A 23,246-nucleotide genomic window follows, 5' to 3' on the forward strand; every position below is an offset into this window, starting at 1 on the left:
CCCCCGTACTGGGTGCCTGTGCCCCGTTGTCCCCCACCCCGGAGTGCGGTTCGCTGGACGGAGCCGTTCGAGGGTCACGTCGACGACGACACGACCACGCACGCCACCACGACTCCAGGGGAACAGAACACGATGGACACCGCAGAGCCCGACACCGGACGCCCGGGCACGAACGACCCCTCGGACGCGGCGCTCGTCCTCGACCCCACCGCGACCGTGGGCACCGTCCCGACCACGCCGGCGCGCCCGGCCCGCATCCGCCGCGAACGCGCCACCCGTCTGCGTCGCCCCGCCACCTTCGTGCTGTCCTGGCTCGACCTGCCCAACGACGGCAGCGACCCCACCCTGCCCCTCGGCACGTGCCTCGTGCTGCGCACCGTCGGCCGGCCGGCGCGGGACGTGCTCGTCGACCTGCCCGGCGGCCCCGTCCGGGGTCGCGACAAGCTGCGCCCCGGGGCCCCCCTCGGCATCGCGACCCCCGTCGAGCTCGACGCTCTGGTCGCCCTCGGCACCGTCTTCGTCGAGTGGTCGGACGCTCGCGGTGTCAGCCGGACGACGTGGCTCCGCGTCCCGCCGGTCCCGGCTCGGTACCGCAGCCCCGCCGCCCACTGACCACGTCGACGCGTCCGCCCCGGACCGGGACGTCCCCGGGAGGGACGTGAGCGACGCGCCGACGCGCGCCGCCCCTCCCGGGCTCAGCGCCGGTAGGCCGCCGCCGGGTGCGTCGCGGGGAGCCGGGGTCCGCCGCCGGTCAACCGCTCGCGCAGCGTCTCACCGGGCACGTACGCCTCGCGCAGTCGACCACGACGACGCAGCTCGGGCACGACCAGCTCGACGAAGTCGGTCAGCGTGTCGAACGAGTGGTACTGGCGCAGGTTGATGCCGTCGATGCCCTCGTCGTCGAGCCAGCGCTCGACGGCGTCCGCGACGACGGTCGGGGTGCCGGCGACGAAGAACGTGCCGCCCCAGGCCTCGTCGACCGAGTCGATCAGCTGCCCCACCGTGATGTCGAGCGGCAGCGCGGCGGCTCCCGGGTGGTCGAGCCGGCCCTCGGCCTCGAGCGCCTCGCGCACGGTCCGGTCGCGGGGGTGCGCCGGGGCGTCGAAGGGGATGCTGCGGTGGATCAGCTTGCCCTGCTCGCTCGCGAACGAGCGGTAGAGCGCCAGCTTCTCGGCGACGACCTCGTCCGTCTCGCCCGTGATCACGCCGGCCTGCACGATGAACGACACGTCGTCGGCGGAACGTCCGGCCGCGACCGCCGCCTCGCGCGTGGCGGCGCCGACCGCCCGGACGGCGGGGCCGCCGGTGAAGACGACCTCGGCGTTGCGGGCCGCCTGCTCGACGCCCTTCGGCGACGCCGTCGCGAGGAAGAGCACGGGCGTGCGCTGCGGCGACGGCTCGCTGAGGTGCGGGCCGGCGACGCGGAAGTGCTCGCCGACGTGGTCGATCGCGTGCACCTTGGCGGGGTCGGTGTAGACGCCGGAGCCGGGCTCGAGCCCGTCGGCGGTGGGGTCGGCGACGACGGCGTCGTCCTCCCACGAGCCCTCCCACAGCTTGTAGAGCACGTCGAGGTACTCGGCGGCGCGGGCGTAGCGCTCGGCCTTCGGGATCTCGGTGTCGAGGCCGAAGTTGCGGGCGGCGTTCGGCAGGTACGACGTCACGACGTTCCAGCCGACGCGCCCCTTCGTGAGGTGGTCGAGGGTCGACATCCGCCGCGCGAACGCGAAGGGCGGCTCGTAGCTCGTCGAGAAGGTGATGCCGAAGCCGAGGTGCTCGGTCACCGCGGCCATGGCCGGCACGACCATCATCGGGTCGTTGTTGGGCGCCTGGATGCCCTCGAGCAGGGCCGGTGCCGGGCTGTCACCGAACACGTCGTAGGCACCGAGCACGTCGGCGATGAAGATCGCGTCGAAGCCGCCACGCTCGGCCAGGCGGGCCAGCTCGAGCCAGTACGCCAGGTCTTTGTACTCGCTGCGGTGGTTGTGCGGCAGTCGCCAGAGACCGTGCGTGATGTGCCCGACGCAGTTCATCTCGAAGAGGTTGAGGATCAGCTTCTTCTTCGGGGCGGGGTTCCCGGCGTCGGCGGCGGCGGGGACGGTGGCGGACGGCTCGGGCGCGGGGGTGTCTGCGGTGCTCACGCGTCCTACTGTGCCGCACCGCGCCTCCTCGTCCACCGGGCGGTGACGCCGTGTCGCCCGCGGGGAGAGCCGGGCGGCACCACACCGCACCGCGTCCCGTGCACGACACCGCGACGAGACGAGGTGTGGTGCACGAAACGCGGTGCGGTGCGGTGCGGTGCGGTGCGGCGCGGCGGGTCAGCGCTCGCGGATCGTGGTCGTCACGTCGACGAGGCTGGGATCGGCGGGCGCCGAGCCGAAGCCGAACCGCACGGGCGGGTCGAGCGGGGCCAGCGGCCCGAGGGCGCGACCATCGAGACGGGCGTCGACCGCGACGATGCGCCGGGCCAGCGTCACGCCGTAGTACTCGCGACGACCTCCACCGGCCGTGCCCGCCGTGCGGGCACCCCGGACGATCAATCGGGCCACCGGGTCGATCAGCGTGAGCCAGCCGGGGCGGGTCGCGAACGCCCGGGGCACGAGCCGCAGCAGCCAGCCGAGCGCGGACACGGGCCCGATCTCGAGCGACAGGTCGAGGACGTCGCCGCCCGCGTCGTCGGGGCCGGCCGAGACCCGCAGCGTCCGGTCGACGCCGCGCCACGACACGGGCTGCACGCGCACCTCGTCGAACGTGTAGGTCGACGAGACGTAGTCGGCCACGGCCTGCGACGGCGCCAGCAACGTGCGATGGCCGTCCGCACCCTCGACCATCACGTCGACGAAGCGGCCGAGCGGCGAACGGTCCCACAACCCGACGACGACGCGCGTGCCGGACTCCGTGCCGAAGCCGGCGATGCGTCCGTGGAACCGCTGGTCGGGGGTCGCTCTGCTCATCGCTCGACCGTACGCCGACGGTGCTGCACGCACCGCGCCTCCGGGTCCGTCGCTCCCCCGCTCGTCGCGGGCCGAGGCGGACCCGGAGGCGCGGGTCGTCGGTTCGGGAGGCGCTACTCGGCCACGCGGGCCGAGACGGTCTCGAGGGCGGCGAGCTCGTCGGCGCTGAGGGCCACGCTCGCGCTGGCCAGCAACGCGGGCAGCTGCTCGAGGGTGCGGGCGCTGGCGATCGGGGCGACGACGCGGGGCTGCGCCTGCAGCCAGGCGAGGGCGATCGTGGCGATCTCGACCTGGTGGGCGCTCGCGATGTCGCGCAGGGCGGCCACGACGTCGAGCCCCTCGTCGCTGAAGTAGCCCTCGACGTTGCCGCTGCGGGCCCCGGCGATGTCGTCGCGGCTCTGGTACTTGCCGGTGAGGAAGCCCGCGGCGAGCGAGAAGTAGGGCGTCACGCCGAGCTGGTTCAGGGCGGCGAGCGGAGCCAGGTCGCGCTCGTAGGACTTGCGGGTCACGAGGTTGTAGTGCGGCTGCAGGGCGACCGGGGCCGCGAAGCCCTCGCGGCGCGCGATCTCGACCCACTCGGTGATGCGCTCGGGCGAGAAGTTCGAGATGCCGACGTGCCGCACCTTGCCGGCCTTCTGCAGCGCGTCGAAGGCGCCGAGGGTCTCGGCGAGGTCGTCGCCGGTGTCGAAGTGCGCCCAGTACAGGTCGATGTGGTCGGTCTGCAGGCGGGTCAACGAGGCGTCGGCCGCGGCGGCGACGTTGGCGGCGCCGAGCCCGGGGAACCCGGGGTGCTGGCTGACCTTGGTGCCGAGCACGATCTGGTCGCGACGCGAGGCACCACCCTGGGCGAGCCAGGTGCCGATGACCGTCTCGGACTCACCGCCCGAGTTGCCGTCGGCCCAGGCCGAGTAGACGTCGGCCGTGTCGACGAAGTTGCCGCCGCCGGCGACGAAGGCGTCGAGCACCGAGTGCGACTCGGCCTCGTCGCTGGTCCAGCCGAAGGTGTTGCCGCCGAGGGCGAGGGGGAAGACGTCGAGGTCGGATGTTCCGATGAGGGGCATGCGGGGGTTCCTTTCGCGAACGTCGCGTCGGGTCGGCGCGGCGACTACCCAGGTCTAACGCGTGCGGCGCGGGTTCGTTCCCAGGTCCGCGACGTTCCCGGGTGCGCGCTCAGTACCCCTGCTCGACGTCGACGACGCCCTCGGGGTCCCCGCCCTCGGCGAGCGCGCGGATGTTCGCCTCGACCCGGGCCTGGAACAGCGGCTCGGTCATGTCGTTCGTGTTCGCCTGGTGCGGGGTGACGAGCGCACGGGGCTCGGCCCACAGGGGGTGACCGTCGGGCAGCGGCTCAGGGTCGACCACGTCGAGGCCCGCGGCCCCGATCCGCCCTTCGGCGAGTGCCGTCACGAGGGCGTCCGTGTCGACGAGCGGGCCGCGGGCGATGTTGACGAGCACGGCCGTGTCCTTCATGGCGGCGAACTCGGCGGCACCGAGCAGGCTGCGGGTGCCGCCGGTGAGGGCCGCGGCGACCACGACGACGTCGCTCGTCGGCAGCACCTCCGCCAGGCGGTCGACCGTGATCGTCCGGGCGGCGCCCGGCACGGCCTCGTCGGTGCGGCGCACCATCGTCACCTCGACGTCGAACGGCTGCAGCAGCCGCAGCAGCTCGGTGCCGATGCCGCCGGCCCCGACGATGGTGACGGACGCGCCGTTCAGCGAGATGCCGCGCTGCTCGCGCTCCCACGAGGAGGCGCGGGCCCTGATCTGGAGGGAGCGCAGCGTCGCCAGCGTCAGCGCCAGGGCGTGCTCGGCCACGGGTGCGCTGTACGCGCCCTTGGCACTGGTGAAGACGAGGCCGTCGCGGGCGGTGGCCTGCATGGTCTCGACGTAGGCGTCGACCCCGGCGCTCGGCAGCTGGACGACGCGGACGCGGGGGTGCTCGTCGATCGCCGCGCGCAGGGCGTCCTGGTCGACGCGGCCACCGAGGACGATCATGTCGGTCTCGTCGCCGAGCTCGACCAGGCGGGCGTCGGTCGCGTCCACCGCCCTCGTCGCGGGGGCGACGCCCCAGGCGTCACCGGACGACGCCTCGGAGTCGGCGGTGGCGGAGGCGGAGGGCAGGACGGTGACAGCGACGGTGCTCATCGCTCCACCGTATCGATCCGGTCACGAAAGCGACTCAGGCTCGTGTCTGCGTCGAGCCGGTGGCAGAGTGACGCCGTCTGCAGGTCGCGAAACCCGATCGTGGACGCGGGAGGCACGGGTCAACGGCGACACGCGCCTCCTTCCCCTCACCCCACCCCGTCGCTCCCGTCGCACGACGGTCGACGGTCGCGGCCCCCGGGGGTACGCTGTCCCACGGCCCAGGCGGGCCCACGGCCCCACCGGGCCCGGCGGCAGCACGACGGAAGGCAGGTGAGCGGCGATGGCTGGTGACAGTACTGGCGCCCCGCGGCATCGCTCCGTGATCGCGCCGTCCGCCCCGCTCGTCTGAGCACCGGGCCCGACCGACCACGAGCGAGGCCCACGGGCACCGACGTCTCCTGTCGACGTACGTCGTCGACGACCCGACACCCCGGTGTCGTCTCGTCGCCCGTGTGCGTCGCCCCGGCCCCCACCGCACACCCGTCGTCCGTACGGCTGTCGTGACCACCACCGGTACGACATCGTCCCTCGACGGACGGTCGTCGCACCCCGAACGGCAGGAGCGCAGACCATGGCACTCATCGACAACGGCATCTACGTCGCGGGACACCGCACCGACAGCCCGGCGAACCTCGACGAGACGTTCGAGCTGCTGCACGAACACCAGGGCATGGCCTGGATCGGGCTGTACCGCGCCGACCCCGACGAGGTGCGCTCGATCGCGCAGGAGTTCGAGCTGCACCCGCTCGCCGTGGAGGACGCACTCAAGGGCCACCAGCGCGCGAAGCTCGAGCGCTTCGGCGAGACCCTCTTCGTCGTGCTGCGGTCGGCCCGCTACCTGGACGCCGAGGAGACGGTCGAGTTCGGCGAGGTGCACGTGTTCGTCGGCCCGGGCTTCGTCATCACGATCCGGCACGCCGAGAACCCCGACCTGGGTCGGGTGCGGCGCCGCCTCGAGTCGAACCCCGAGTTGCTCGCGCTCGGTCCCGAGGCCGTGCTCTACGCCGTGCTCGACCAGGTGGTCGACGGCTACGGCCCGGTCGTCGCCGGCATCGAGAAGGACATCGACGAGATCGAGGACGAGCTCTTCGGCGGCGACCCCGAGGTCTCCCGACGCATCTACGAGCTGCTGCGCGAGGTCATCAGCTTCCAGCGCGCGACGAGCCCGCTGCGCGGCATGCTCGAGAACCTGCTGCGCGGGTCGGACAAGTACGGCGTCGACGTCGAACTGCAGCGCTCGCTGCGCGACGTGCTCGACCACGTGCTGCGCATCGGCGAGCGCGCCGACACCTTCCGCGCGCTGCTCGAGAACGCGCTGACCGTGCACTCGACGCTCGTCACCCAGGCGCAGAACGATGAGATGCGGCGCCTGTCCGAGGCCGGGCTCGCCCAGAACGAGGAGACCCGGCGCCTGTCGGAGGTCGGCCTGCAGCAGAACGACGAGGTCAAGAAGATCTCGGGCTGGGCGGCCATCCTGTTCGCCCCGACCCTGGTCGGCGGCGTCTACGGCATGAACTTCGACCACATGCCCGAGTTGCACTGGCAGTTCGGCTACCCCATGGCGGTCGCCGCCATGGTCGCGGTCGGCGCGAGCATCTGGGGCGTCTTCAAGTGGAAGAAGTGGCTCTGACGCCGTCGCACCGGTGACGCCGTCGGGCCGGTGACGCAGAGAACGCAGGAGGCGCGGGTCGGGTGACCCGCGCCTCCTGCGTCCACGAGGCGGTGCGGTGCTGCGGTCGGGGCCTAGGCCTCGAGCGCGGCGTCGAGCGTGATCTCGACGCCGGTGAGGGCCTTGGAGACCGGGCACGTCTCCTTGGCGTTCTGGGCGGCCTCGAGGAAGCCGGCCTCGTCGATGCCGGAGACCTCGCCGCGGACGGTGAGGGCGATGCCGGTGAGCTTGAAGCCGCCGGCCGAGTCCGGGCCGAGCGAGACGTCGGCCTTGACGTCGAGCGCCTCGACGGTGCCGCCGGCCTGGCCGAGGACGGCCGAGAACTGCATGGCGTAGCAAGCCGAGTGGGCCGCGGCGAGCAGCTCTTCGGGGCTGGTGGAGCCGTTGGCGTCGTCGGCGGCACGCTTGGGGAACGAGACGTCATAGGTGCCGAGCTTCGAGCTCGAGAGCTCGACCTGGCCTTCGCCGGTCTCGAGGCTGCCGTTCCAGGCGGTGCGTGAGGTGCGAGTGGGCATGTGGTGCCTTCTTTCAGGGAGGGGCCGACGTCGGGGTCGGCCCGGGGTGGGGTGTTCGGGGGTGTTCTGGTCGGTCGGTGAGGCGGGTCAGAGGTGCTGGTCGGTGAGGGCGGCCGTGTTCGCCCGGACGGCGGCGGCGAGCGCGGCGATGTCGGCTCGCAGCGTCTGCAGGTCGGTCAGCTCGAGACCGGTGGCGCCGCAGATCTGGTCGGCGAAGCCGGCGGCCTGCTCGCGGAGCGCGACCCCGGCATCGGTCAGGGCGACGTCGACGGTGCGCTCGTCGGAGGCCGAGCGCGTGCGCGTGACCAGGCCGTGGGCCTCGAGCCGCTTGAGCAGGGGCGACAGCGTGCCCGACTCGAGCTGCAGCTGGTGGCCGAGCTCGGAGACGGTCGTCGGGCCGCCCTGCCAGAGGACCAGCAGCACGAGGTACTGCGGGTAGGTGAGGCCGAGCGGCGCGAGCAGGTCGCGGTACCGCGCCGTGACGGCACGCGAGGCGTTGTAGAGCGCGAAGCAGATCTGCTCGTCGAGCACGGGCGCCGGGCCCGGGGTCGTCGCGTCGGCTGCTGTCGTCATGTCGGCGACTGTAGCACGTCGTGCACGATTTGGTTGCGCACAACTCATTCGCTCTTTGCTGCCGCAGTCGATGACGAACCCGCCTCAGTCGACGTCGGCCCGGCGTTCCCGGAAGGCGATCATGTTGACGCGGTTGCCGCAACGGACGCTGCAGAACCGCTTCGACCCGTTACGTGACAGGTCGACGAAGACCCCGTCACAGTCCTCGGCGGCACAGGCCCGCAGCCGGCTCGTCTCGTCGGTGCGGATGACGTCGACCAGCGCCAGGGCCGACTCGACGCGGATGCGGTCGGCAAGGGGCGCGTCGTCGCTCGTCGCGTGCAGGTGCCAGTCGAGGGCGTCGTGCCGTACGAGCCGGGGCGACGAGACGCTGTCGGCCAGCATGCGGTTGACCTCGGCGGCGAGCAGGTCGCGCTCGAGCGTCCAGATGCGTCGCAGTTCGGCCCGGACGCCCTGCACCGAGGCCAGTTCGGCGTCGTCCCGGTCGAAGCGGCCCGAGAAGGCGAACGAGTCGAGCAGGGCCGTCAGCTCGGCACGGGTCGAGAGCTCGTCGCCACCGGACCGACTCGCGCCGGCACCGGTGTTGACCAGGGCGACGTTGAACTCGAGGACGTCTTCGGTGTCAGGGGCGAAATGCAAGTTGACTCCTTGTCAGAGGCGGTCTTACGCTCGCCACAGAGACGGCGCGTCAGCACCCATTGTGCACGACGGCCCTGACACAAGGAGTCCTCGTGAGCACCGGTGCGACCCCGACCACGATCGCGACGACGCCCCTCGCCACGGGGCGCCCCGCCTCGACCACCGCCGGCCTGCTCGTCGCCCTGCTGGCCGCCGCCTCGTTCGGCTTCTCCGGCCCGTTCGTCAAGCCGTTGCTCGAGTCGGGCTGGAGTCCCGTGGCCGCCGTCACGGTCCGCGCCCTGATCGGCGGGGTCGTCCTCGCCCCCGTCGCCCTCCTCGCCCTCCGGGGCCGCCTGGGTCCGATCTGGCGGGCCCGGTGGCGCGTGCTCGGCATGGCGGTGGTCGGCGTCGCCGGCACCCAGGTCTTCTACTTCGCCGCGGTGGTGCGCATCCCGGTCGGCACCGCGATCCTGGTCGAGTACCTCGCTCCGCTGCTGCTCGTCGGCGTGGCCTGGGCGACCTCGCGACGCGTCCCGCAGGCCGTCGTGCTCGTGGGCTCCGTGATCGCCTTCGCGGGCCTCCTGCTGGTCGTCGCCCCGAGCGGAGGCGTGGCCCTCGACCCCGTCGGGCTCGCCCTGGCGGGGGCGGCGATGGTCTGCTGCGCCGCCTACTTCGTGCTCGCCGCCCGGCCGAGCGGCGACCTGCCCCCGGTCGCCCTGGCGGCGTCGGGCCTGCTCGTCGGCGCCGGGCTGCTGGGACTGCTGGGACTGACCGGCCTCGTGCCGTTCACGACCTCCGCGGCCGACGTGCCCCTGTTCGACGCGATCGTGCCGTGGTGGGTGCCGATGCTCGTGGTCGGGGTCGTCGCCACCGCGGTCGCGTACGCCACGAGCATCACGGCGAGCAGCATGCTCGGCTCCCGCCTGGCGTCGTTCGTCGGCCTGCTCGAGGTGGCGGCCGCCGCGCTCTACGCCTGGCTGCTGCTCGGCGAGGCCTTGACCCCGCTGCAACTCGGCGGCGGCCTGCTGATCGTGGTCGGCATCGGCTTCGTCCGGGCCGAACGCACCCGCGCAGCCGTGGTCGTGGCCGACGCCGTGGCCGAGACGCCCCTCGGCGACGCGGTGGCCGAGCCGCCCGTCGCCGACACGACCCGCGCCTCCTGACCCTCGCGACCCGACCCGCGCCTCCGGGGCCGGGCATAGGGTCGGGGGGTGACTCCGACGACGCTGCCGCGCAGCACGCCCTCCGCCCAGAACGTCGACGCGGCGGGCATCGCCGCGTTCGTCGACGCCCTCGAGACCACGGCCGGCGTCGAGCCGCACAGCATCATGCTGCTGCGCCACGGACAGGTCGTCGCCGAGGGCTGGTGGGCTCCGTACTCGGCCGACCGCGCCCACCTGCTCTACTCGCTGAGCAAGAGCTTCACGTCGTCGGCCGTCGGGTTCGCCGTGGCCGAGGGCCTGATGGGGCTCGACGACACCGTGCTCGGCCACTTCCCCGAACTCGACGACGAGGTCACCGACCCGCGCAGCCGCTCGATGCTCGTGCGCCACGTGCTCGCGATGGCCAGCGGGCACCGCGCCGAGACCCTCGCCCGTGCGCTCGCCGTCGACCCGGTCGACGTCGTCCGGGGCTTCCTGCTCACGCCGCCCGACGACGAGCCCGGCACCGTCTTCGCCTACAACCAGCCCTGCACCTTCGCCGCCGGCGCGATCGTGCAGCGCGTCACGGGCCAGCCGCTGAGCGAGTACCTGCGACCACGCCTGCTCGACCCGCTCGGCATCGGCGAGATCGGGTGGCAGCGCGACGCGTCCGGCCGCGAGCTCGGCTTCAGCGGACTGCACGCCACCACCCACGCGATCGCCGCCCTCGGCCAGCTGTACCTGCAGCAGGGCGAGTGGGACGGCGTGCAGCTGCTGCCGCGCGAGTGGGTCGCCGAGGCCACGCGCTCGCACGTCTCGAACGCGGGCGAGTCGAACCCCGACTGGGCGCAGGGCTACGGGTTCCAGTTCTGGATGGCCCGCCACGGCTACCGCGGCGACGGCGCCTACGGACAGTTCGCCGTCGTGTTGCCCGAACACGACGTCGTGCTCGCCCTGACCGGCCAGTCGCTCGACATGCAGGCCGTGCTCGACGCGGCGTGGGCGCACCTGCTGCCCGCCTTCGGGACGGACGCGGCGCGCGTCGGCGACGCCCCGGCCGACGCCGCCCTGGCGTCCCGCCTCGCCGACCTGGCACTGCCCGGGGTGGCCGGTCCCACCGAGCACGACGCCGCACCCGTCCGGCCGGCGGGCGAGGAGGCGCGGGACGGCGACCAGGACTCCCCCGGCACCGACCGGCTCGTGTCGTTCACCGCGGCCGACGGCAACGACCAGCCCGACCTCACCCTGGTCGACCTGCACGCCGCGACCGACGCCGCGACGACGCTCACCCTCGTCGAGGGCGACTCCCGCCTCGTGGTCCGGGTCGAGGCCGAGGACTGGGTCGTCACCGACGGCTCGGTCGGCGCGGCCGGCTCAGGCGCCGGCTCCGCCGCGCCGGTCGCCGCGAGTGCCACCCGGTCGGCCGACCTGCTGCACGTCGACCTCGTCTTCCTCGAGACGCCGCACCGCCTGCACCTCACGCTCGACGAGTCGGACGGGACCTTCACGGCCTTGTGGGAGACCCAGCCGCTCCACGCACCCGCGCTGGCGCAGCTGCGCATGCCGCGCGACTGACGCGACCCGCGCCTCGCACTACGCCAGCTGCGCCGTCGCCCCCGGTGGGTACCGTCGCTGGGTCGGCGCAGGACTCAGCCGAGGACGCCCGTGTGCTCGAGCACGATGTTCACGCCGATGAGGATGAGGATCACGCCACCGGCGATCTCGGCTGGCTTGCCGAACCTCGCACCCACCCGGCGCCCCCCGAGCACGCCGACGAAGGTCAGGACGGTGGTGGTCACACCGATCAGCAGGATCGCCCAGCCGATCGAGACCGGCAGGAACGCCAGGGTCACCCCGACCGCGAGGGCGTCGATGCTCGTGGCGATCGCGAGCACGGCGAGTTCGCGGAGGTTCAGCCGGTCGGTGTCCTTCTCGTCGTCCTCGCCCGACGAAAACGCCTCGTAGAGCATCTTGCCGCCGATCAGGGCGAGCAGTCCGAAGGCGACCCAGTGGTCGAACGGCGCGATGTACTGCGCGAACGTCGAGCCGAGCAGCCAGCCCAGCAGCGGCATCAACGCCTGGAACGCGCCGAACGTCACGGCGATGACGACGGCATGACGAGCGTTGAACCGCGTCATGTGCAGGCCCTTGCCGAGGGCGACGGCGAAGGCGTCGGCGGACACGCCCAGCGCGATGAGGAAGAGGGCCCAGAACGACATGGGGGCAGCGCCTTTCGAGACGGTCGGGTGGAGACACCGCTGTCTCGGAACCTGACGATCCTGCCATGCCCGACGCGCCTCCTCGGCCGGAAAAGCCCTGATCAGAGGTATTCGGCGCGCCGAATCCGTGGTGTCGGCGAACCGTCGCGCGGGGCGTCGCGCGCCGAACGCCTCCCCCGGTCGACGGTCAGGAGGCGCGGCGCGGCTCAGGCGGGGACGAGCACGTCGCGGGGCAGCACGGCGTGCACGCCCCAGGTGCGGTTGGCGACCTGGGTGACGCGCAGGTCGACGACCGTGCTGGCGAAGGCCAGCGCCGTGGCGGCGTCGAGCGAGTAGAGCTGACGCATCCACTCGACCATCGCGGCGAGCGCGTCGCCGCTGGCGGCGTTGAGGTCGGCGTCGAAGCCGAAGGTGATGCGCGCCTCGGGGGTCTCGGCGTGGATCGTCGAGAGCGGGCGGTCCGTGGCGAGGCCGACCCGCGCCTCCGTCGTCATGCCGGTCTCGATCGCGGTGCCCCCGACCTCGCCGTCGCCCTGGGCCGCGTGCCCGTCGCCGAGGTAGAGCAGGGCGTCGTCGACCGCCACCGGCAGCCAGAGGGTCGTGCCCGCGACCAGGTCGCGGCAGTCGATGTTGCCGCCCACGGAGGTGCGGGGCGGGATGGTCGAGTGCTCTCCGGCCTCGGCGGGGGCGAGTCCCATGACGCCGAGGAAGGGCGCGATCGGTCGACGCAGGCCCCGGCTCTCGGTCGCCGTGCCGGCGTCGCGGTCGATGCTCCAGAGCAGCCAGGCGGCCTCGGCGTCGACCAGGCCGAGGTGGCGGGTGATCGGGGTGTCGGCGGCCGCGGCGACCGTGAAGCCCCAGTCGTCGGGGGTGAGCGCGAGCAGGTCGAGCTGGAGCATGTCGCCCGGCCGGGCCCCGCGAACGGCGATCGGACCGGTCAGGGCGTGACCCCGCCGCGTCGGGAACAGGTACGGGGTGACCTCGCCGGGCACGGTCTGCGGCTCGAGGTGGCCCGAGGCGTCGAGCGAGCGCACGACGACCGTGTCACCGGGGTCGATCGTCAGCACGGGGGCGTGGTCGCGCGAGAAGACCTCGTGGGCGGTGTCGGTGCGGGGGTCGAGGCGGTGGGTCGTCATCGTCCGAGCGTAGGCCGCGACGCCGACACCGACACCCCGCCGGACGTGCCGCGCCCAGGGGCCGTCGGTACGATGGAGCCCTGTTCCGCCCAGACCCCGCCCCACCTGCTCACAGAGAGACCGACGCCCCCATGGTCCTGTTCTTCCACGTCCTCATCATCGCCATCTCGGTCGTCGGTGCCGGCCTCATCTCGGCCGCTCTCGTGGGGCTCGCGACCTCGAAGTAGCGCGCACCCCCTCGGCGTCGCTCACCCGGATGGAGGTCGTCGACCATCCGGCACGAGGTGGCGCAGCCGACCCCCAAAGACCCGTTTGACGGTCGGACGCGTCGGCCTGCACGATGGCGACATGTCCGCACTCGACGAACTCCGCGCCACGGCCCACCCGATCCGCCTGCGCCTCCTGTCGCTCCTGACCGGCGTCGCGATGAGCGCCGCCGAGGCCGGTCGCGAGCTCGGGCTGTCGCAGGCGACGGCGAGCTACCACCTGCGCGTACTCGAGCGCGTGGGTCTCGTCGAGGTCGTCGAGGTGGTCACGATCCGCGGCGGCGAGGCCAAGCGCTACCGGCACCTGTCGTCGGCGCAGCCGTTCCCCGTCGTCCCCCCCCTCCGTCGAGGGGACCCACGACGACACCGACGCCGAACGCGCCCGCTACGTCGACGCCCTGGCCGACGAGCTGCGTCGCCGCTCCCCGCGGCGGGCCGATGGCCCCCAGATCTCGACCGACGCCGAGCTCTGGGTCGACCCCGAGACCTGGCAGCGGGTCGTGCGCCACGTGGGTCACGCCTCCGCCCTCCTGCACGCCGCCGCGCAGCGCCCCCGGACGCCCGGCACGAACCCGGTGTCGATGACGGCCGCCCTGTTCCCGATGAGGCGACCGTGACCGGGGACGCAGGAGGCGCCTCCTCGGTCCCCCGGGCCCCTCACGACCGCCGGGGTCCCCTCGCGCACGGCCCGTTCCGCTGGCTGCTCGCGGCTCGGACGACGGGCGTGCTCGGCAACGCCGTCGCCGCGATCGCCCTCGCGTTCGCCGTGCTCGACCTGACCGGGTCGGCGGCCGACCTCGGCCTGGTCGTCGCGGCCCGGTCGATCGCCAACGTCGCGGTGCTGCTCTTCGGCGGCGTGATCGCCGACCGGCTGCGGCGAGACGTCGTGCTCGTCGGGACGTCGCTCGCCGCCGCCGGGACCCAGGCCGTCGTCGCCTCGCTCGTCGTCACGGGGTCGGCGACGATCCCGCTGCTCGTCGTGCTGAGCGTGCTGAACGGGGCGGTCGCGGCCGTGAGCCTGCCCGCGGCGGCGGCCCTCGTGCCCGAGACGGTGCCCGACGCCCTGCTGCGGCCCGCCAACGCACTGCTGCGCCTCGGCCTCAACGGCGGCAGCGTCGTCGGGGCGTCGGCGGGGGCGGGGATCGTGGCGGTGGTCGGTCCGGGCTGGGGCCTCGCCGTCGACGCGGCGGGCTTCGCCCTCGCGGGCGTGCTGTACTCCCGGCTTCGGCTGCCCGTCCGGCCCGGCACCCCGTCGAGCGGTCGCCCTCCCGAGGGAAGGTGACCACCGCCTCCGGGTGGCTCAGGCCGTCAGGCCGTCAGGCCGCGGGTGCTACCCGCGCCAGGGGAACCAGCCGTGGAAGAGGTCGCCGAGGGCGTTCCAGATCCACTGCAGGATGTCACCGAGGCTCCAGCCGCCGGGGTGTCCGGGCTGGCCGGGGTGGCCGGGCTGGCCCGGGCCGGGCCCAGGGTCGGTGGGCGTCTCGGGCTCTTCTCCCGAGGCGACCGTGAGATAGGTGACCTGTCCGGTGTCGCCGTACACGACGCGGCCGAGGAAGGTCTGCTCGTAGGGCAGGCCCGTCCAGGACGCGGTCAGCGTCGCCGTCTCGCCCAGCCCTGCGGAGAGGGTGGCCGGGTCGACCGTGAAGCCCCCGACGGCCGTCGCCGGGTCGAGCAGGTACGACGTCAGCGTGTAGTCGAGCTGCCCGGCACCGCTGTAGAAGTCGACCAGCAGGACGTACTCGCCCGCCGCGGGGGCGTCGAGGTCGATCTGCTCGTCCGCCGAACCGGTGGCCGAGGACGCCGCGAGCCGGTCGGGCGCACCGTCCGCACCGGCCGTGTAGAGGAGCAGGTCGAGGTCCGCGGTGTCGTCGGCGCTGTCGAGCACGAAGCGCGCGTGGCTGGTGCCCTCGGCGATCGTGACCGGCGTCTCGGCCGCCGCGGTGCCTGCCGCGCCCGAGCCGGTCGTGACCTGCCCGGCGGCGAGGCCCTCGGTGGTGAGCGGCAGCTCGAGGGCGTCGCCCGCCGTGACGTCGAACGCCTTCTCGCCCGTGGCGCCCTCGCCGGCCACCTCGGCCGGTGCCTGCAGCTGGACGGGGCGCACCGCGAGCGGGCTGCGCACGTCGTGGGTCCCGTCGGACCAGGTGAGGTAGCCGGTGGCGAACTGGTCGAGCTCCGCCGTCGTCCGGGTGAAGGTGACCGTGTAGTCCTGCTCCTCGCCCGCGGCGCCGAAGGTCAACGTCGAGGGTTCGACCGTCGCCGTCACGCCGTCCATCTCGATCGGGGCGACCGTGTAGGTCCCCGCCCCGGTCGAGGTGACGGTGCGCGTGACCTGGGCGGTGCCGGCCAGCGAGCCGACGCTGATCGACGGCAGGTTGAGCGACGAGTCCGTGCCCTCGACGGTGTCGATCGAGTCGACGTAGGCCTGCCAGTCGGCCGGACCGTTCTCGTAGAGCAGCCCGGGTTCGAGGAACGCGGTCGGGTCGACGTGGCCGGCGCCCTGGGCGAAGACGTCCCGGCTCGGAGCACCGTCCTCACCGACGAGGTCGTAGGCGGTCGTCATCATGGCCGACTTGACCTCGTCCGGGGTCCAGTCGGGGTGGACGTCCTTCGAGAGGTAGAGCGCGGCCAGACCGGCGATGTGCGGGGACGACATCGACGTGCCCGAGAGGAACTCGTACGTGCCGGGCTCGCCCTGCGCGTTGGCACCGTCGGCGAGGATCGCCACGCCGGGGGCCGAGATGTCGGGCTTCAGCAGGTTGCCGCCGTCGGCCGTCACCGGGCCGCGCGACGAGAAGCCGGCGATCTGGGGGGTGGCGGGCTCGGGCAGTGCGCCCGGGTTGCCGTCGAGCAGGGTGACGGTGGCACCTTCGGTGTCGGCGTACGCGTGGACCGCGTCGTAGTCGTCGGCGTTGAGGTGGACCGTGGGGACGGCGTGTTCGTCGAGGTCGACCGAGCTGCTCGTCGGGTTGACCAGCACCATGCCGATGCCGCCGGCGCGCTCGACCTCGGCCGACTTGGCCGTGCGGTCGTAGACGCCGCGGTCGCAGAGCACGATCGTGCCGGCGGCCTTGGTCGGGTCGAGCGTGTCCGGTGCGCAGAGGGTCACCGCGGTGGCGTCGGCGCCGTCGGCCGCGACGGCGGTCGACGAGACGAAGTCGCCCGTCAGGCCGTCGGTGCCGGTCGGCACGGTGATCGAGCCGCCCAGGTAGTTCGTGCCGTCGGCGGTCTGCACCGTCGCGCCGTAGCTGGGGATGGTCGACGCCGCGACCGTGGTGATCCACGGCGCCGCGTTGTCGGCGGTGGTCGCGGTCGGGCCGTCGTTGCCCGCCGAGGCCGCCACGAAGACGCCGGCCGAGGCCGCGCCGAGGAACGCCTGGTCGGTGGCCGAGAAGGTGCTCGTGGCCCCGCCTCCGCCGATCGAGTAGTTGATGACGTCGACGCCGTCGGTGACCGCGGCCTCGATGGCGGCGATCAGGTCGAGCGTGGCGCAGCCGTCGTCGTCGGTGGCGACGCGGTCGGGGCCGTCCCAGCAGACCTTGTAGGCCGCGATCTTGGCGGCCGGGGCGACGCCCGAGACGGTGCCGAACGACCGGTCGCCGATGGTGGCCTCGACGTCGGCGTTGCCCGCGGCGGTCGACGCCGTGTGCGAGCCGTGGCCGTTGCCGTCGCGGGGAGAGAGGTACTCGCCCTGCTCCTCGGTGCCGATGTTGCCGACGCCGAAGCCGTCGACGAAGTAGCGCGCACCGATCAGCTTCGTGTTGCAGTCGCCCGCGTCGAACTGCACGCCGGTCTGGCACACGCCGGTGAAGGTGCCGCCGTCGCCCTTGGCGAAGACGGTCCGGTCGCCGTCGAGGTGGGGTTCGGCGTCGCTGGCCGACCCCAGGGGGTCACCGGCGAACGAGGCGTTGCCCGCCGCGATGCCCGAGTCGATGATGCCGACGACGACTCCTTCGCCGGCCTTCTCGCGTCCGCCGACGGCGTCCCAGACGCCACCGTTCCCTTCGGCGTCGCCCAGGCCGAGGAACTCGGTCGACGGCGTCGCCTGCAGCTTGAGCAGCTCGTTCTTCGAGACGGCGGCGACCGAGGGGTCGCTCGCGAGCTCGGCGGCCTGGGCGGCCGTGAGGTCGGCCGCGAAGGCGTTGGTCGTGATGGCGTAGCTCGCCTGGACGGTGGCGCCGGCCGCCGCCGCGACGTCCTGCTGGACGCCCTTCAGGTGCTCGGCGTAGTCCTGCACGGGAGCGCTCTGCGCGTCGAGGTCGCTGCCTTCGGGCACGGCGGTGCGGGCGAGGCCCGGCTGTCCGCCCTCGTAGGTCGCGGCCGCCGGCTCGCGCAACGTGACGATGTACTTGCCGTCGGAGAACTGACTGTCGCCCACGACGGCCGGGCCGTCCGCGGCGAAGGCGGCGGTGGCCGGCACCGCGACGAGGCCCGCGGCGACGACGCCGGTGGCGAGGAGGGTGGCGAAGCCGCCACGGAGTCGGGTGCGGGGCGGAGCGGTCGGCCTGCGTCGGCCGGATGGTGTGATCACGGATCGCCTTTCGATGCACGTCGTTCGGGACGTGCTGTCGGTGGTGCGCCGCAGCCCCGGGCCGCGGTCGATCCATAAGAACTACCTGTGAATGTCGGTGACCCTCTAGTGGGGGCCATGGCCGAAACCGGCCACTGACCGGCTTCGGCCAGAGAGTTCACACGAGGAGGCGCGGGCGGGGCACCGCCGTCGTCCCCCCTTCGGCGGACGGTCGCCTCGCCGCGCCTCCCTACCGCGTCGTCAGCCCGAGCCGCGCCGCCGCCCAGGCCGTCCCCGCGCCGAGCCCGCGCGACGCCGTCGACCAGTCGTGGCCGCTGCCGGGCACGACGTGGCGGGTGACGTCCATGCCCGCGGCCCGGGCGGCCGCCGCGACGACGGGCATCACGGGCCCGTAGCGCGAGTCGGTCCCGCCGACGGCGAAGAACCCGGCACTGTCGGCGTAGGGGGCCCGGGCGGCCAGCACGGCGAGCGGCTGGGCGGCGTCGTAGGCCGCCCGGTCGCCGGCGAAGCCGCGCTCGACCGTCACCCGTGCTCCCCCGTCCAGCAGTGGTCCCCGCTGCCCCGAGACGTCGACGAACGAGGCGAAGAGCTCGGGGTGGCCCGCCGCCAGCTGGAGCGAACAGGTGCCGCCCTCCGAGAAGCCCGACACGGCCCACGCCCGTCCGGGCGCCTGGACCGAGAGGTGGCTCGTGATCCACCGGGGCACGTCGACCGTCAGGTAGGTCTCGCTGTGACCGAGGGGTCCGTCGACGCACATCGGGTTGTTGGTCGGCCGCTCGAGCTGGTCGGGCATCACGACGATCGGCGCGAGGCCGTGGTGCGCGCGGGCGAGGGCGTCGAGGGTCTCCACCATCCGTCCGGCGTCGACGAGGTTCTCCGGCGCGGCGCCGGGACCCTGTCCGGACAGGACGACGTCGACGGGCAGGGGCGGCGGATCGGTCACGAGGGCGGCGGGCGGCAGGTACACCAGGGCGTCCCGCGCGTCGAAGTGGGACGCCGCGCCCGGGATGGCGACGCTGCCGAGCCGTCCGCGGGACGGCAGGTCGGCGGGTGCCCGCCAGGTGCGACCCAGGTCCGGTGCCGCCGGGGTCGACGTCCGGCCGGCCCGCACGGCCGCCCCCTGCGCGACCGGGACGACGAGCGGCGAGACGTCCGACACGCCGAGCAGGGCCCCCACGGTCGGGAAGAGCCCGCTGTCGCGGTCGATCGCGAGGCCCGTGGCGAGGCCCGTCACGACGATCGTCGAGGCGGCGAGGACCCGCCGCCCCGCGCCTCCGCGCACCACGGCGACCACGGCCGCGCCGACCACCGCCAGCAAGGCCCCGACCCAGAGACGGTCGACCCACGTGGGCGGGACGTCGAGGACGTCCTCGACGTCTCCGAGCCACCAGGTGACCAGCGCGCCGAGGCCGGCCCCCAGCGCGGCGGCTGCGGAGACCCAGCGCCACCAGGTGCGGGCCCCGCGCGGACGGCGCATCGTCGAGACCACGAGCGCCCCGGCCACGGCGTACACGGCGGCGAGGGTGCCCGCGGACATCAGGGAGAGCCTCAGCACGAGGTCTCCGCACGGGGAGGATCGATCACGTCCGGACGCTATCGAGGCGACTCGATGGGTGAGCCGTGAGAGGCCTGGGCGTCGGCTGACTCAGACCCAGCCGCGGCGTGCGGCCTCGACTCCGGCGTGGAACCGGTTGCTCGCTCCGAGCTCGTCGAAGAGGGCGTGCAGGCGACGCCGGAGCGTGCGGGACGAGATGCCGAGCTGACCCGCGATCACCTCGTCGGTCGCCCCCGCCGCCACGAGGGCGAGGAGGTCGCGCTCGGCGGGGGTGGGGGGTCGCATCGCGAGTCGCGCCTCCTGGTCCCGCGACGGCACGGTGGCTCCCGACGTCAACGTCACGGTCGACGACGACGCCAGCCGCGCGGCCACCGCGGCCCAGTCGACCGCGGCCCCACCGGCCCCCGGGGTGCCCGGCACGGGCAACGCGCTGCGCCACCGGGCCTCGAACAGGTCGTGGAGGGCGGCGACGAGCGGCTCGGACTCGGTCACGAGGGCCTCGGGCCGGTCGGGGTCGTGCCCGATCGAGACGAGGGCGACCCGGCGGTCGGCGACGGCGAGCTTGACCGGCAGGTCGTGCGTGATGCGGGCCTCCTCCCCGTCGGCGCCGAGGCGGTGGACGCCCTGCCAGCTGCCGTCGGCCGAGATGCTGGCGACCGTGTAGACCGCCCGCCACCGCACGCCGCGCCCGAGGGCGACCCGCTGGGTGGACTCGTTCGACGCGACCACGTAGGGCGGACGGTCGAAGGCGACGAAGTCGGTGGTCGCCCGGTGCTCCAGCCTCGAGTACCAGTCCCCCACGGCCGCGTGCCCGACGACCACCCGCGTGAGTTCGTCGGCGTCGTGCGGGCGGCGGCCCTCGTCGAACAGCGCTCCCAGCTCGGGCACGGCCGCGCGCACCTCGACGAGCGCGTCGGCACGCGCGGCGACGACGGCCGGCACGGCCACGCGCGGGTCGACCGCGCCGTAGCCCTCGCCCCCCGCCGAGCGCTGGACGAGCCCGAGCGAACGGAGGCGCTCCAGGGCGGCCAGGGCCGTCGCCTCGTCGAGGTGCACGGCCCGTGCCACGGCCTGGGGCGTCGGCCCGGCCGCCGCTCCCGCGGCGTCCGCCAGCCCGGCCCCGGCGACGACGTGACGGTAGACCGCGACGGCCACGTCGTCGATCCCGAGGGCGGCGAAGGACGGAAGGGGCACGGGACGATCTTGCCCCGTCACAGCCGACTCTTGGTAGCGTCGTCCAGATGACCGGACACGGGGCGGGGCGGTGAGCCGCGAGACGATCGCGTCGCCCTCGGCGGCGAGGCTGCGCCGACCCGGTTTCTCGATCGGTCTCGCCGACCGGTTCTCGGGCAGCTGGCGCAGCGTGCTGGTCGTCTACCTCGCGTCGCGGCTGTTCTCGACGAGCGTCCTCTTCGCCGTCTACGAGGTCGCGAAACTCGCCGGTGCGACCTTCATCACCCCCGGCAGCGACCGCAGCTTCCTCGACTTCACCTCGTCGTGGGACGCCGACCGTTACCGCACCATCGCGCTGCACGGCTATCCCTCGACCCTGCCCACCGACGCGACCGGCGAGGTGCTGCCGAACGAGTGGGCGTTCCTGCCGGTCTTCCCGTACCTCTGCCACCTGCTGATGGTCGCCACGGGCATGGACTTCGTCGTCGCCGCCCCTCTGCTCGCCACCGTCTTCGGTGCGGCTGCGGCCGTCGTCCTCCACCGCCTGCTCGTGACGAAGGTCGGACGCACCGGCGCCCTCTGGGCCGTGCTGCTGTTCTGCTTCGGGCCGATGGCGTTCGTCATGTCGGTCGGCTACGCCGAGAGCCTTTTCCTCCTGCTGATGTTCGGCGGCCTGCTCGCCATGCAGCGGCGGAACTACCCGCTCGTGGCGGCGGCGGGCATCGTCGCCTCGTTCGTCCGACCCGGGGCGCTCGCCCTCGCGTTGGCGCTCGGCATCCACCTGATCGTGCGCTGGCACACCGAACGGGAGCGTCCCGAGGCCCGGCCGTCGGCTGTGTCCGGGGGGCATGCCTCTGCCGCGACCGCCGCCGCCGCGACGACCGGGGCGGCGAGGCGGCCTGCCGCAGACGCCCGGACGCGACGGATCGCCGGGATCGGCACCGCGCCTCCTGCGCTCGCCCTCGCCCTCCGCTCGTCGGTCCGCCGCGCCTGGGCCGGTCTGCGGGAGTTCGTCGTCGGCGGCCGGATGCCGCCCCGTGAACTGACGACGATCGTCGTGGCGGGGCTCGCGATGGCCGCGGCCGGACTCGCGTGGCCGGTCGTCGCGCACGTGGTCACGGGCCAGTCCGACGCCTACCTCGAGACCGAGATGGCCTGGTGGGTGGACTACGTCGGCCGCCCGGTGTTCGTGCCGTTGACCCCGTGGTTCCTCCTCGCCGGGCGGTGGCTGGGCATCGGGGGCATCGTGCTCGTGCTGGCCATCATCGCGTCGTTCACGTTCTGGGTGACCCGACGCTCGACGCTGCGGCTCGGTCACGAGGTCGTCGCGTTCACCGCGGGGTTCTTCGCCTACCTCGTCGCGGTGTTCCTGCCCCAGCAGAGCCTGTTCCGCCTGCTCATGCCCCTCAGCCCCCTGCTCGGCACGCCCGCGATCTCGTCGCGACCGTGGGTGCGGCGCTCGATGCTGCTCGGCGGGGCCGCGCTGCAGCCCGTCGCCGTCGTGTTCGTCTTCCTCTTCACCGCGCCGTAGCCGCCGCGGCCTGGCCGCCGCGGCGTCACCACCGCCGCGTCGCCACCGGCTGCCCCGACGGAGACACCGCCGAGCGGACAACACACCGTCGCACTTCTCGGTGTCTCGTCCACTCGGCGGTGTCCGGCGGGAGGGGCGCTGCGCGTCTCGCCCGGAGGCGCCAGCGGGCTACGCGGCGGCGGGGGCCAGCTGCATCGCGTCGGCGAGGAGCGCGACCGACCGGAGGCGCGCCTCCGTCGACGAGGCCGAGTGCGCGACGATCAGCTCGTCGGCCTGGGCGGTGCGGGCGAACTGTTCCATGTACTCACGTGCGTCGCCGGGCGTGCCGACGGCGGTGTAGGTCGTCATGGTCTGGACGTGCTGACCCACGGGGGTGCGCAGCAGGTGGTCGAGCTCGTCGTCGCCGAACTCGCGGGTGGGGTCGATCTGCCCGCTCTGGCGCAGCAGCATCATGAGGCGCTGACGCTTGACGGCGGCGAACTCCGTGTCGGCGTCGTCCGCGTCGTCGGAGACGATCGCGTTGACGGCGGCGAGCACGTACGGCTCGCTCAGCTGGGTCGACGGCTGGAACTCGCGGCGGTAGGCCGAGACGGCGTCCACCAGGTCACCGGGGGCGAAGTGCGAGGCGAAGGCGTAGGGCAGACCGAGGGCGGCGGCGAGCTTGGCGCCGAACAGCGACGAACCGAGGATGTACAGCGGCACGTTCGTGCCCGCACCGGGGACGGCCTGGACGCCGGCGACGCGCGACTCCCCCGCGAGGAACGCCTGCAGTTCGACGACGTCCTGCGGGAAGCGCTCGGACGACGAGGGGTCGCGGCGCATGGCCCGGAACGTGGCCTGGTCGCTGCCGGGGGCTCGGCCGAGGCCGAGGTCGATGCGCCCCGGGTGCAGGGTCTCGAGGGTGCCGAACTGCTCGGCGATGGCGAGCGGCGAGTGGTTCGGGAGCATGACGCCGCCCGAGCCGAGGCGGATGGTCGAGGTCTGGCTCGCGATGTGGGCGATCAACACCGACGTCGCGCTCGAGGCGATGGAGGCCATGTTGTGGTGCTCGGCGTACCAGACCCGCCGGTACCCGCTCGCCTCGGCCTGCTGCGCCAGGGCCACGGAGGCCGCGAAGCTCTCGCGCACGGTCTGGCCGGGTGCGACGGGGGCGAGGTCGAGGATCGAGAGGGGAATGCTCATGCGGGGGTGAACAACGACGGGCGTCGTCGTATGCCCGGTCTTG

The 23,246-nt window shown here is 73.6% G+C and carries 19 protein-coding genes; 6 read left to right on the forward strand and 13 right to left on the reverse strand.

Annotation, left to right across the window (positions count from 1 at the left end):
* Nucleotides 1-132 precede the first annotated feature (132 nt).
* Nucleotides 133-612 carry a hypothetical protein gene (locus ARTHRO9V_RS11980; protein ID WP_159827480.1) on the forward strand — a complete coding sequence of 160 codons (480 nt, stop codon included), beginning with the start codon at nucleotides 133-135 and terminating at the stop codon, nucleotides 610-612.
* Between the two features lie 83 nt (nucleotides 613-695).
* On the opposite strand, the gene ARTHRO9V_RS11985 is transcribed toward ARTHRO9V_RS11980, so the two are convergent.
* The 4 genes from ARTHRO9V_RS11985 to ARTHRO9V_RS12000 all read right to left on the reverse strand — a co-directional run bounded on the left by ARTHRO9V_RS11985 (nucleotide 696) and on the right by ARTHRO9V_RS12000 (nucleotide 5,096).
* A complete protein-coding gene (locus ARTHRO9V_RS11985) occupies nucleotides 696-2,138 on the reverse strand; it encodes an NtaA/DmoA family FMN-dependent monooxygenase (protein ID WP_370516199.1) in 1,443 nt (480 codons plus the stop codon).
* A gap of 177 nt (nucleotides 2,139-2,315) precedes the next feature.
* On the reverse strand, nucleotides 2,316-2,951 hold the full coding sequence (locus ARTHRO9V_RS11990) for a hypothetical protein (protein ID WP_123570597.1): 636 nt from the start codon (nucleotides 2,949-2,951) through the stop codon (nucleotides 2,316-2,318).
* Nucleotides 2,952-3,064: 113 nt separating this feature from the next.
* Complete coding sequence (locus ARTHRO9V_RS11995; protein WP_159827483.1) at nucleotides 3,065-4,012, reverse strand: aldo/keto reductase; 948 nt, start codon at nucleotides 4,010-4,012, stop codon at nucleotides 3,065-3,067.
* A 109-nt stretch (nucleotides 4,013-4,121) separates the two neighbouring features.
* Complete coding sequence (locus ARTHRO9V_RS12000) at nucleotides 4,122-5,096, reverse strand: D-isomer specific 2-hydroxyacid dehydrogenase family protein (protein ID WP_159827486.1); 975 nt, start codon at nucleotides 5,094-5,096, stop codon at nucleotides 4,122-4,124.
* A gap of 571 nt (nucleotides 5,097-5,667) precedes the next feature.
* On the opposite strand from ARTHRO9V_RS12000, the gene ARTHRO9V_RS12005 reads away from it, so the two are divergent.
* Entirely contained in the window at nucleotides 5,668-6,726 is a 1,059-nt protein-coding gene (locus ARTHRO9V_RS12005) for a magnesium and cobalt transport protein CorA (RefSeq protein WP_056046751.1), read from the forward strand.
* Between the two features lie 113 nt (nucleotides 6,727-6,839).
* Here ARTHRO9V_RS12005 and ARTHRO9V_RS12010 read toward each other — a convergent pair whose 3' ends face one another.
* The 3 genes from ARTHRO9V_RS12010 to ARTHRO9V_RS12020 all read right to left on the reverse strand — a co-directional run bounded on the left by ARTHRO9V_RS12010 (nucleotide 6,840) and on the right by ARTHRO9V_RS12020 (nucleotide 8,492).
* Complete coding sequence (locus ARTHRO9V_RS12010) at nucleotides 6,840-7,280, reverse strand: OsmC family peroxiredoxin (RefSeq protein WP_056046752.1); 441 nt, start codon at nucleotides 7,278-7,280, stop codon at nucleotides 6,840-6,842.
* Between the two features lie 87 nt (nucleotides 7,281-7,367).
* Nucleotides 7,368-7,853: a MarR family winged helix-turn-helix transcriptional regulator gene (locus ARTHRO9V_RS12015; RefSeq protein WP_159827489.1), complete on the reverse strand. Its 486-nt coding sequence runs from the start codon at nucleotides 7,851-7,853 to the stop codon at nucleotides 7,368-7,370.
* An 84-nt stretch (nucleotides 7,854-7,937) separates the two neighbouring features.
* Nucleotides 7,938-8,492, reverse strand: coding sequence for a CGNR zinc finger domain-containing protein (locus tag ARTHRO9V_RS12020; RefSeq protein ID WP_159827492.1), 555 nt, complete (start codon nucleotides 8,490-8,492; stop codon nucleotides 7,938-7,940).
* A gap of 92 nt (nucleotides 8,493-8,584) precedes the next feature.
* Between ARTHRO9V_RS12020 and ARTHRO9V_RS12025 the strand changes: the two genes are divergently transcribed.
* Entirely contained in the window at nucleotides 8,585-9,634 is a 1,050-nt protein-coding gene (locus tag ARTHRO9V_RS12025; RefSeq protein ID WP_370516201.1) for an EamA family transporter, read from the forward strand.
* A gap of 48 nt (nucleotides 9,635-9,682) precedes the next feature.
* On the forward strand, nucleotides 9,683-11,188 hold the full coding sequence (locus tag ARTHRO9V_RS12030; RefSeq protein ID WP_159827494.1) for a serine hydrolase: 1,506 nt from the start codon (nucleotides 9,683-9,685) through the stop codon (nucleotides 11,186-11,188).
* 74 nt (nucleotides 11,189-11,262) lie between these two features.
* On the opposite strand, the gene ARTHRO9V_RS12035 is transcribed toward ARTHRO9V_RS12030, so the two are convergent.
* Together ARTHRO9V_RS12035 and ARTHRO9V_RS12040 are read right to left on the reverse strand one after the other, a co-directional pair.
* Nucleotides 11,263-11,832, reverse strand: a complete 570-nt coding sequence (locus ARTHRO9V_RS12035; protein WP_159827497.1) for a manganese efflux pump MntP family protein — start codon at nucleotides 11,830-11,832, stop codon at nucleotides 11,263-11,265.
* A 206-nt stretch (nucleotides 11,833-12,038) separates the two neighbouring features.
* Nucleotides 12,039-12,968, reverse strand: a complete 930-nt coding sequence (locus ARTHRO9V_RS12040; RefSeq protein ID WP_159827500.1) for an acetamidase/formamidase family protein — start codon at nucleotides 12,966-12,968, stop codon at nucleotides 12,039-12,041.
* Between the two features lie 879 nt (nucleotides 12,969-13,847).
* Here ARTHRO9V_RS12040 and ARTHRO9V_RS12050 point away from each other — a divergent pair.
* On the forward strand, nucleotides 13,848-14,516 hold the full coding sequence (locus ARTHRO9V_RS12050; RefSeq protein WP_159827503.1) for an MFS transporter: 669 nt from the start codon (nucleotides 13,848-13,850) through the stop codon (nucleotides 14,514-14,516).
* Nucleotides 14,517-14,564: 48 nt separating this feature from the next.
* On the opposite strand, the gene ARTHRO9V_RS12055 is transcribed toward ARTHRO9V_RS12050, so the two are convergent.
* The 3 genes from ARTHRO9V_RS12055 to ARTHRO9V_RS12065 all read right to left on the reverse strand — a co-directional run bounded on the left by ARTHRO9V_RS12055 (nucleotide 14,565) and on the right by ARTHRO9V_RS12065 (nucleotide 20,511).
* The gene (locus ARTHRO9V_RS12055; RefSeq protein ID WP_159827506.1) at nucleotides 14,565-17,762 is read right to left on the reverse strand and encodes a S8 family serine peptidase; all 3,198 of its coding nucleotides are present in this window, start codon (nucleotides 17,760-17,762) and stop codon (nucleotides 14,565-14,567) included.
* Nucleotides 17,763-17,991: 229 nt separating this feature from the next.
* Nucleotides 17,992-19,299, reverse strand: a complete 1,308-nt coding sequence (locus tag ARTHRO9V_RS12060) for an esterase family protein (protein ID WP_159827509.1) — start codon at nucleotides 19,297-19,299, stop codon at nucleotides 17,992-17,994.
* 108 nt (nucleotides 19,300-19,407) lie between these two features.
* The gene (locus tag ARTHRO9V_RS12065; RefSeq protein ID WP_159827512.1) at nucleotides 19,408-20,511 is read right to left on the reverse strand and encodes a helix-turn-helix transcriptional regulator; all 1,104 of its coding nucleotides are present in this window, start codon (nucleotides 20,509-20,511) and stop codon (nucleotides 19,408-19,410) included.
* 70 nt (nucleotides 20,512-20,581) lie between these two features.
* On the opposite strand from ARTHRO9V_RS12065, the gene ARTHRO9V_RS12070 reads away from it, so the two are divergent.
* Nucleotides 20,582-22,021: a mannosyltransferase family protein gene (locus tag ARTHRO9V_RS12070; RefSeq protein ID WP_159827515.1), complete on the forward strand. Its 1,440-nt coding sequence runs from the start codon at nucleotides 20,582-20,584 to the stop codon at nucleotides 22,019-22,021.
* Nucleotides 22,022-22,189: 168 nt separating this feature from the next.
* On the opposite strand, the gene ARTHRO9V_RS12075 is transcribed toward ARTHRO9V_RS12070, so the two are convergent.
* Nucleotides 22,190-23,203, reverse strand: a complete 1,014-nt coding sequence (locus ARTHRO9V_RS12075) for an LLM class flavin-dependent oxidoreductase (RefSeq protein ID WP_159827518.1) — start codon at nucleotides 23,201-23,203, stop codon at nucleotides 22,190-22,192.
* Nucleotides 23,204-23,246 lie beyond the last annotated feature (43 nt).

Origin of the sequence: Frigoribacterium sp. 9N, from assembly GCF_902506305.1 — a bacterium.
Lineage (GTDB): Bacteria > Actinomycetota > Actinomycetes > Actinomycetales > Microbacteriaceae > Frigoribacterium.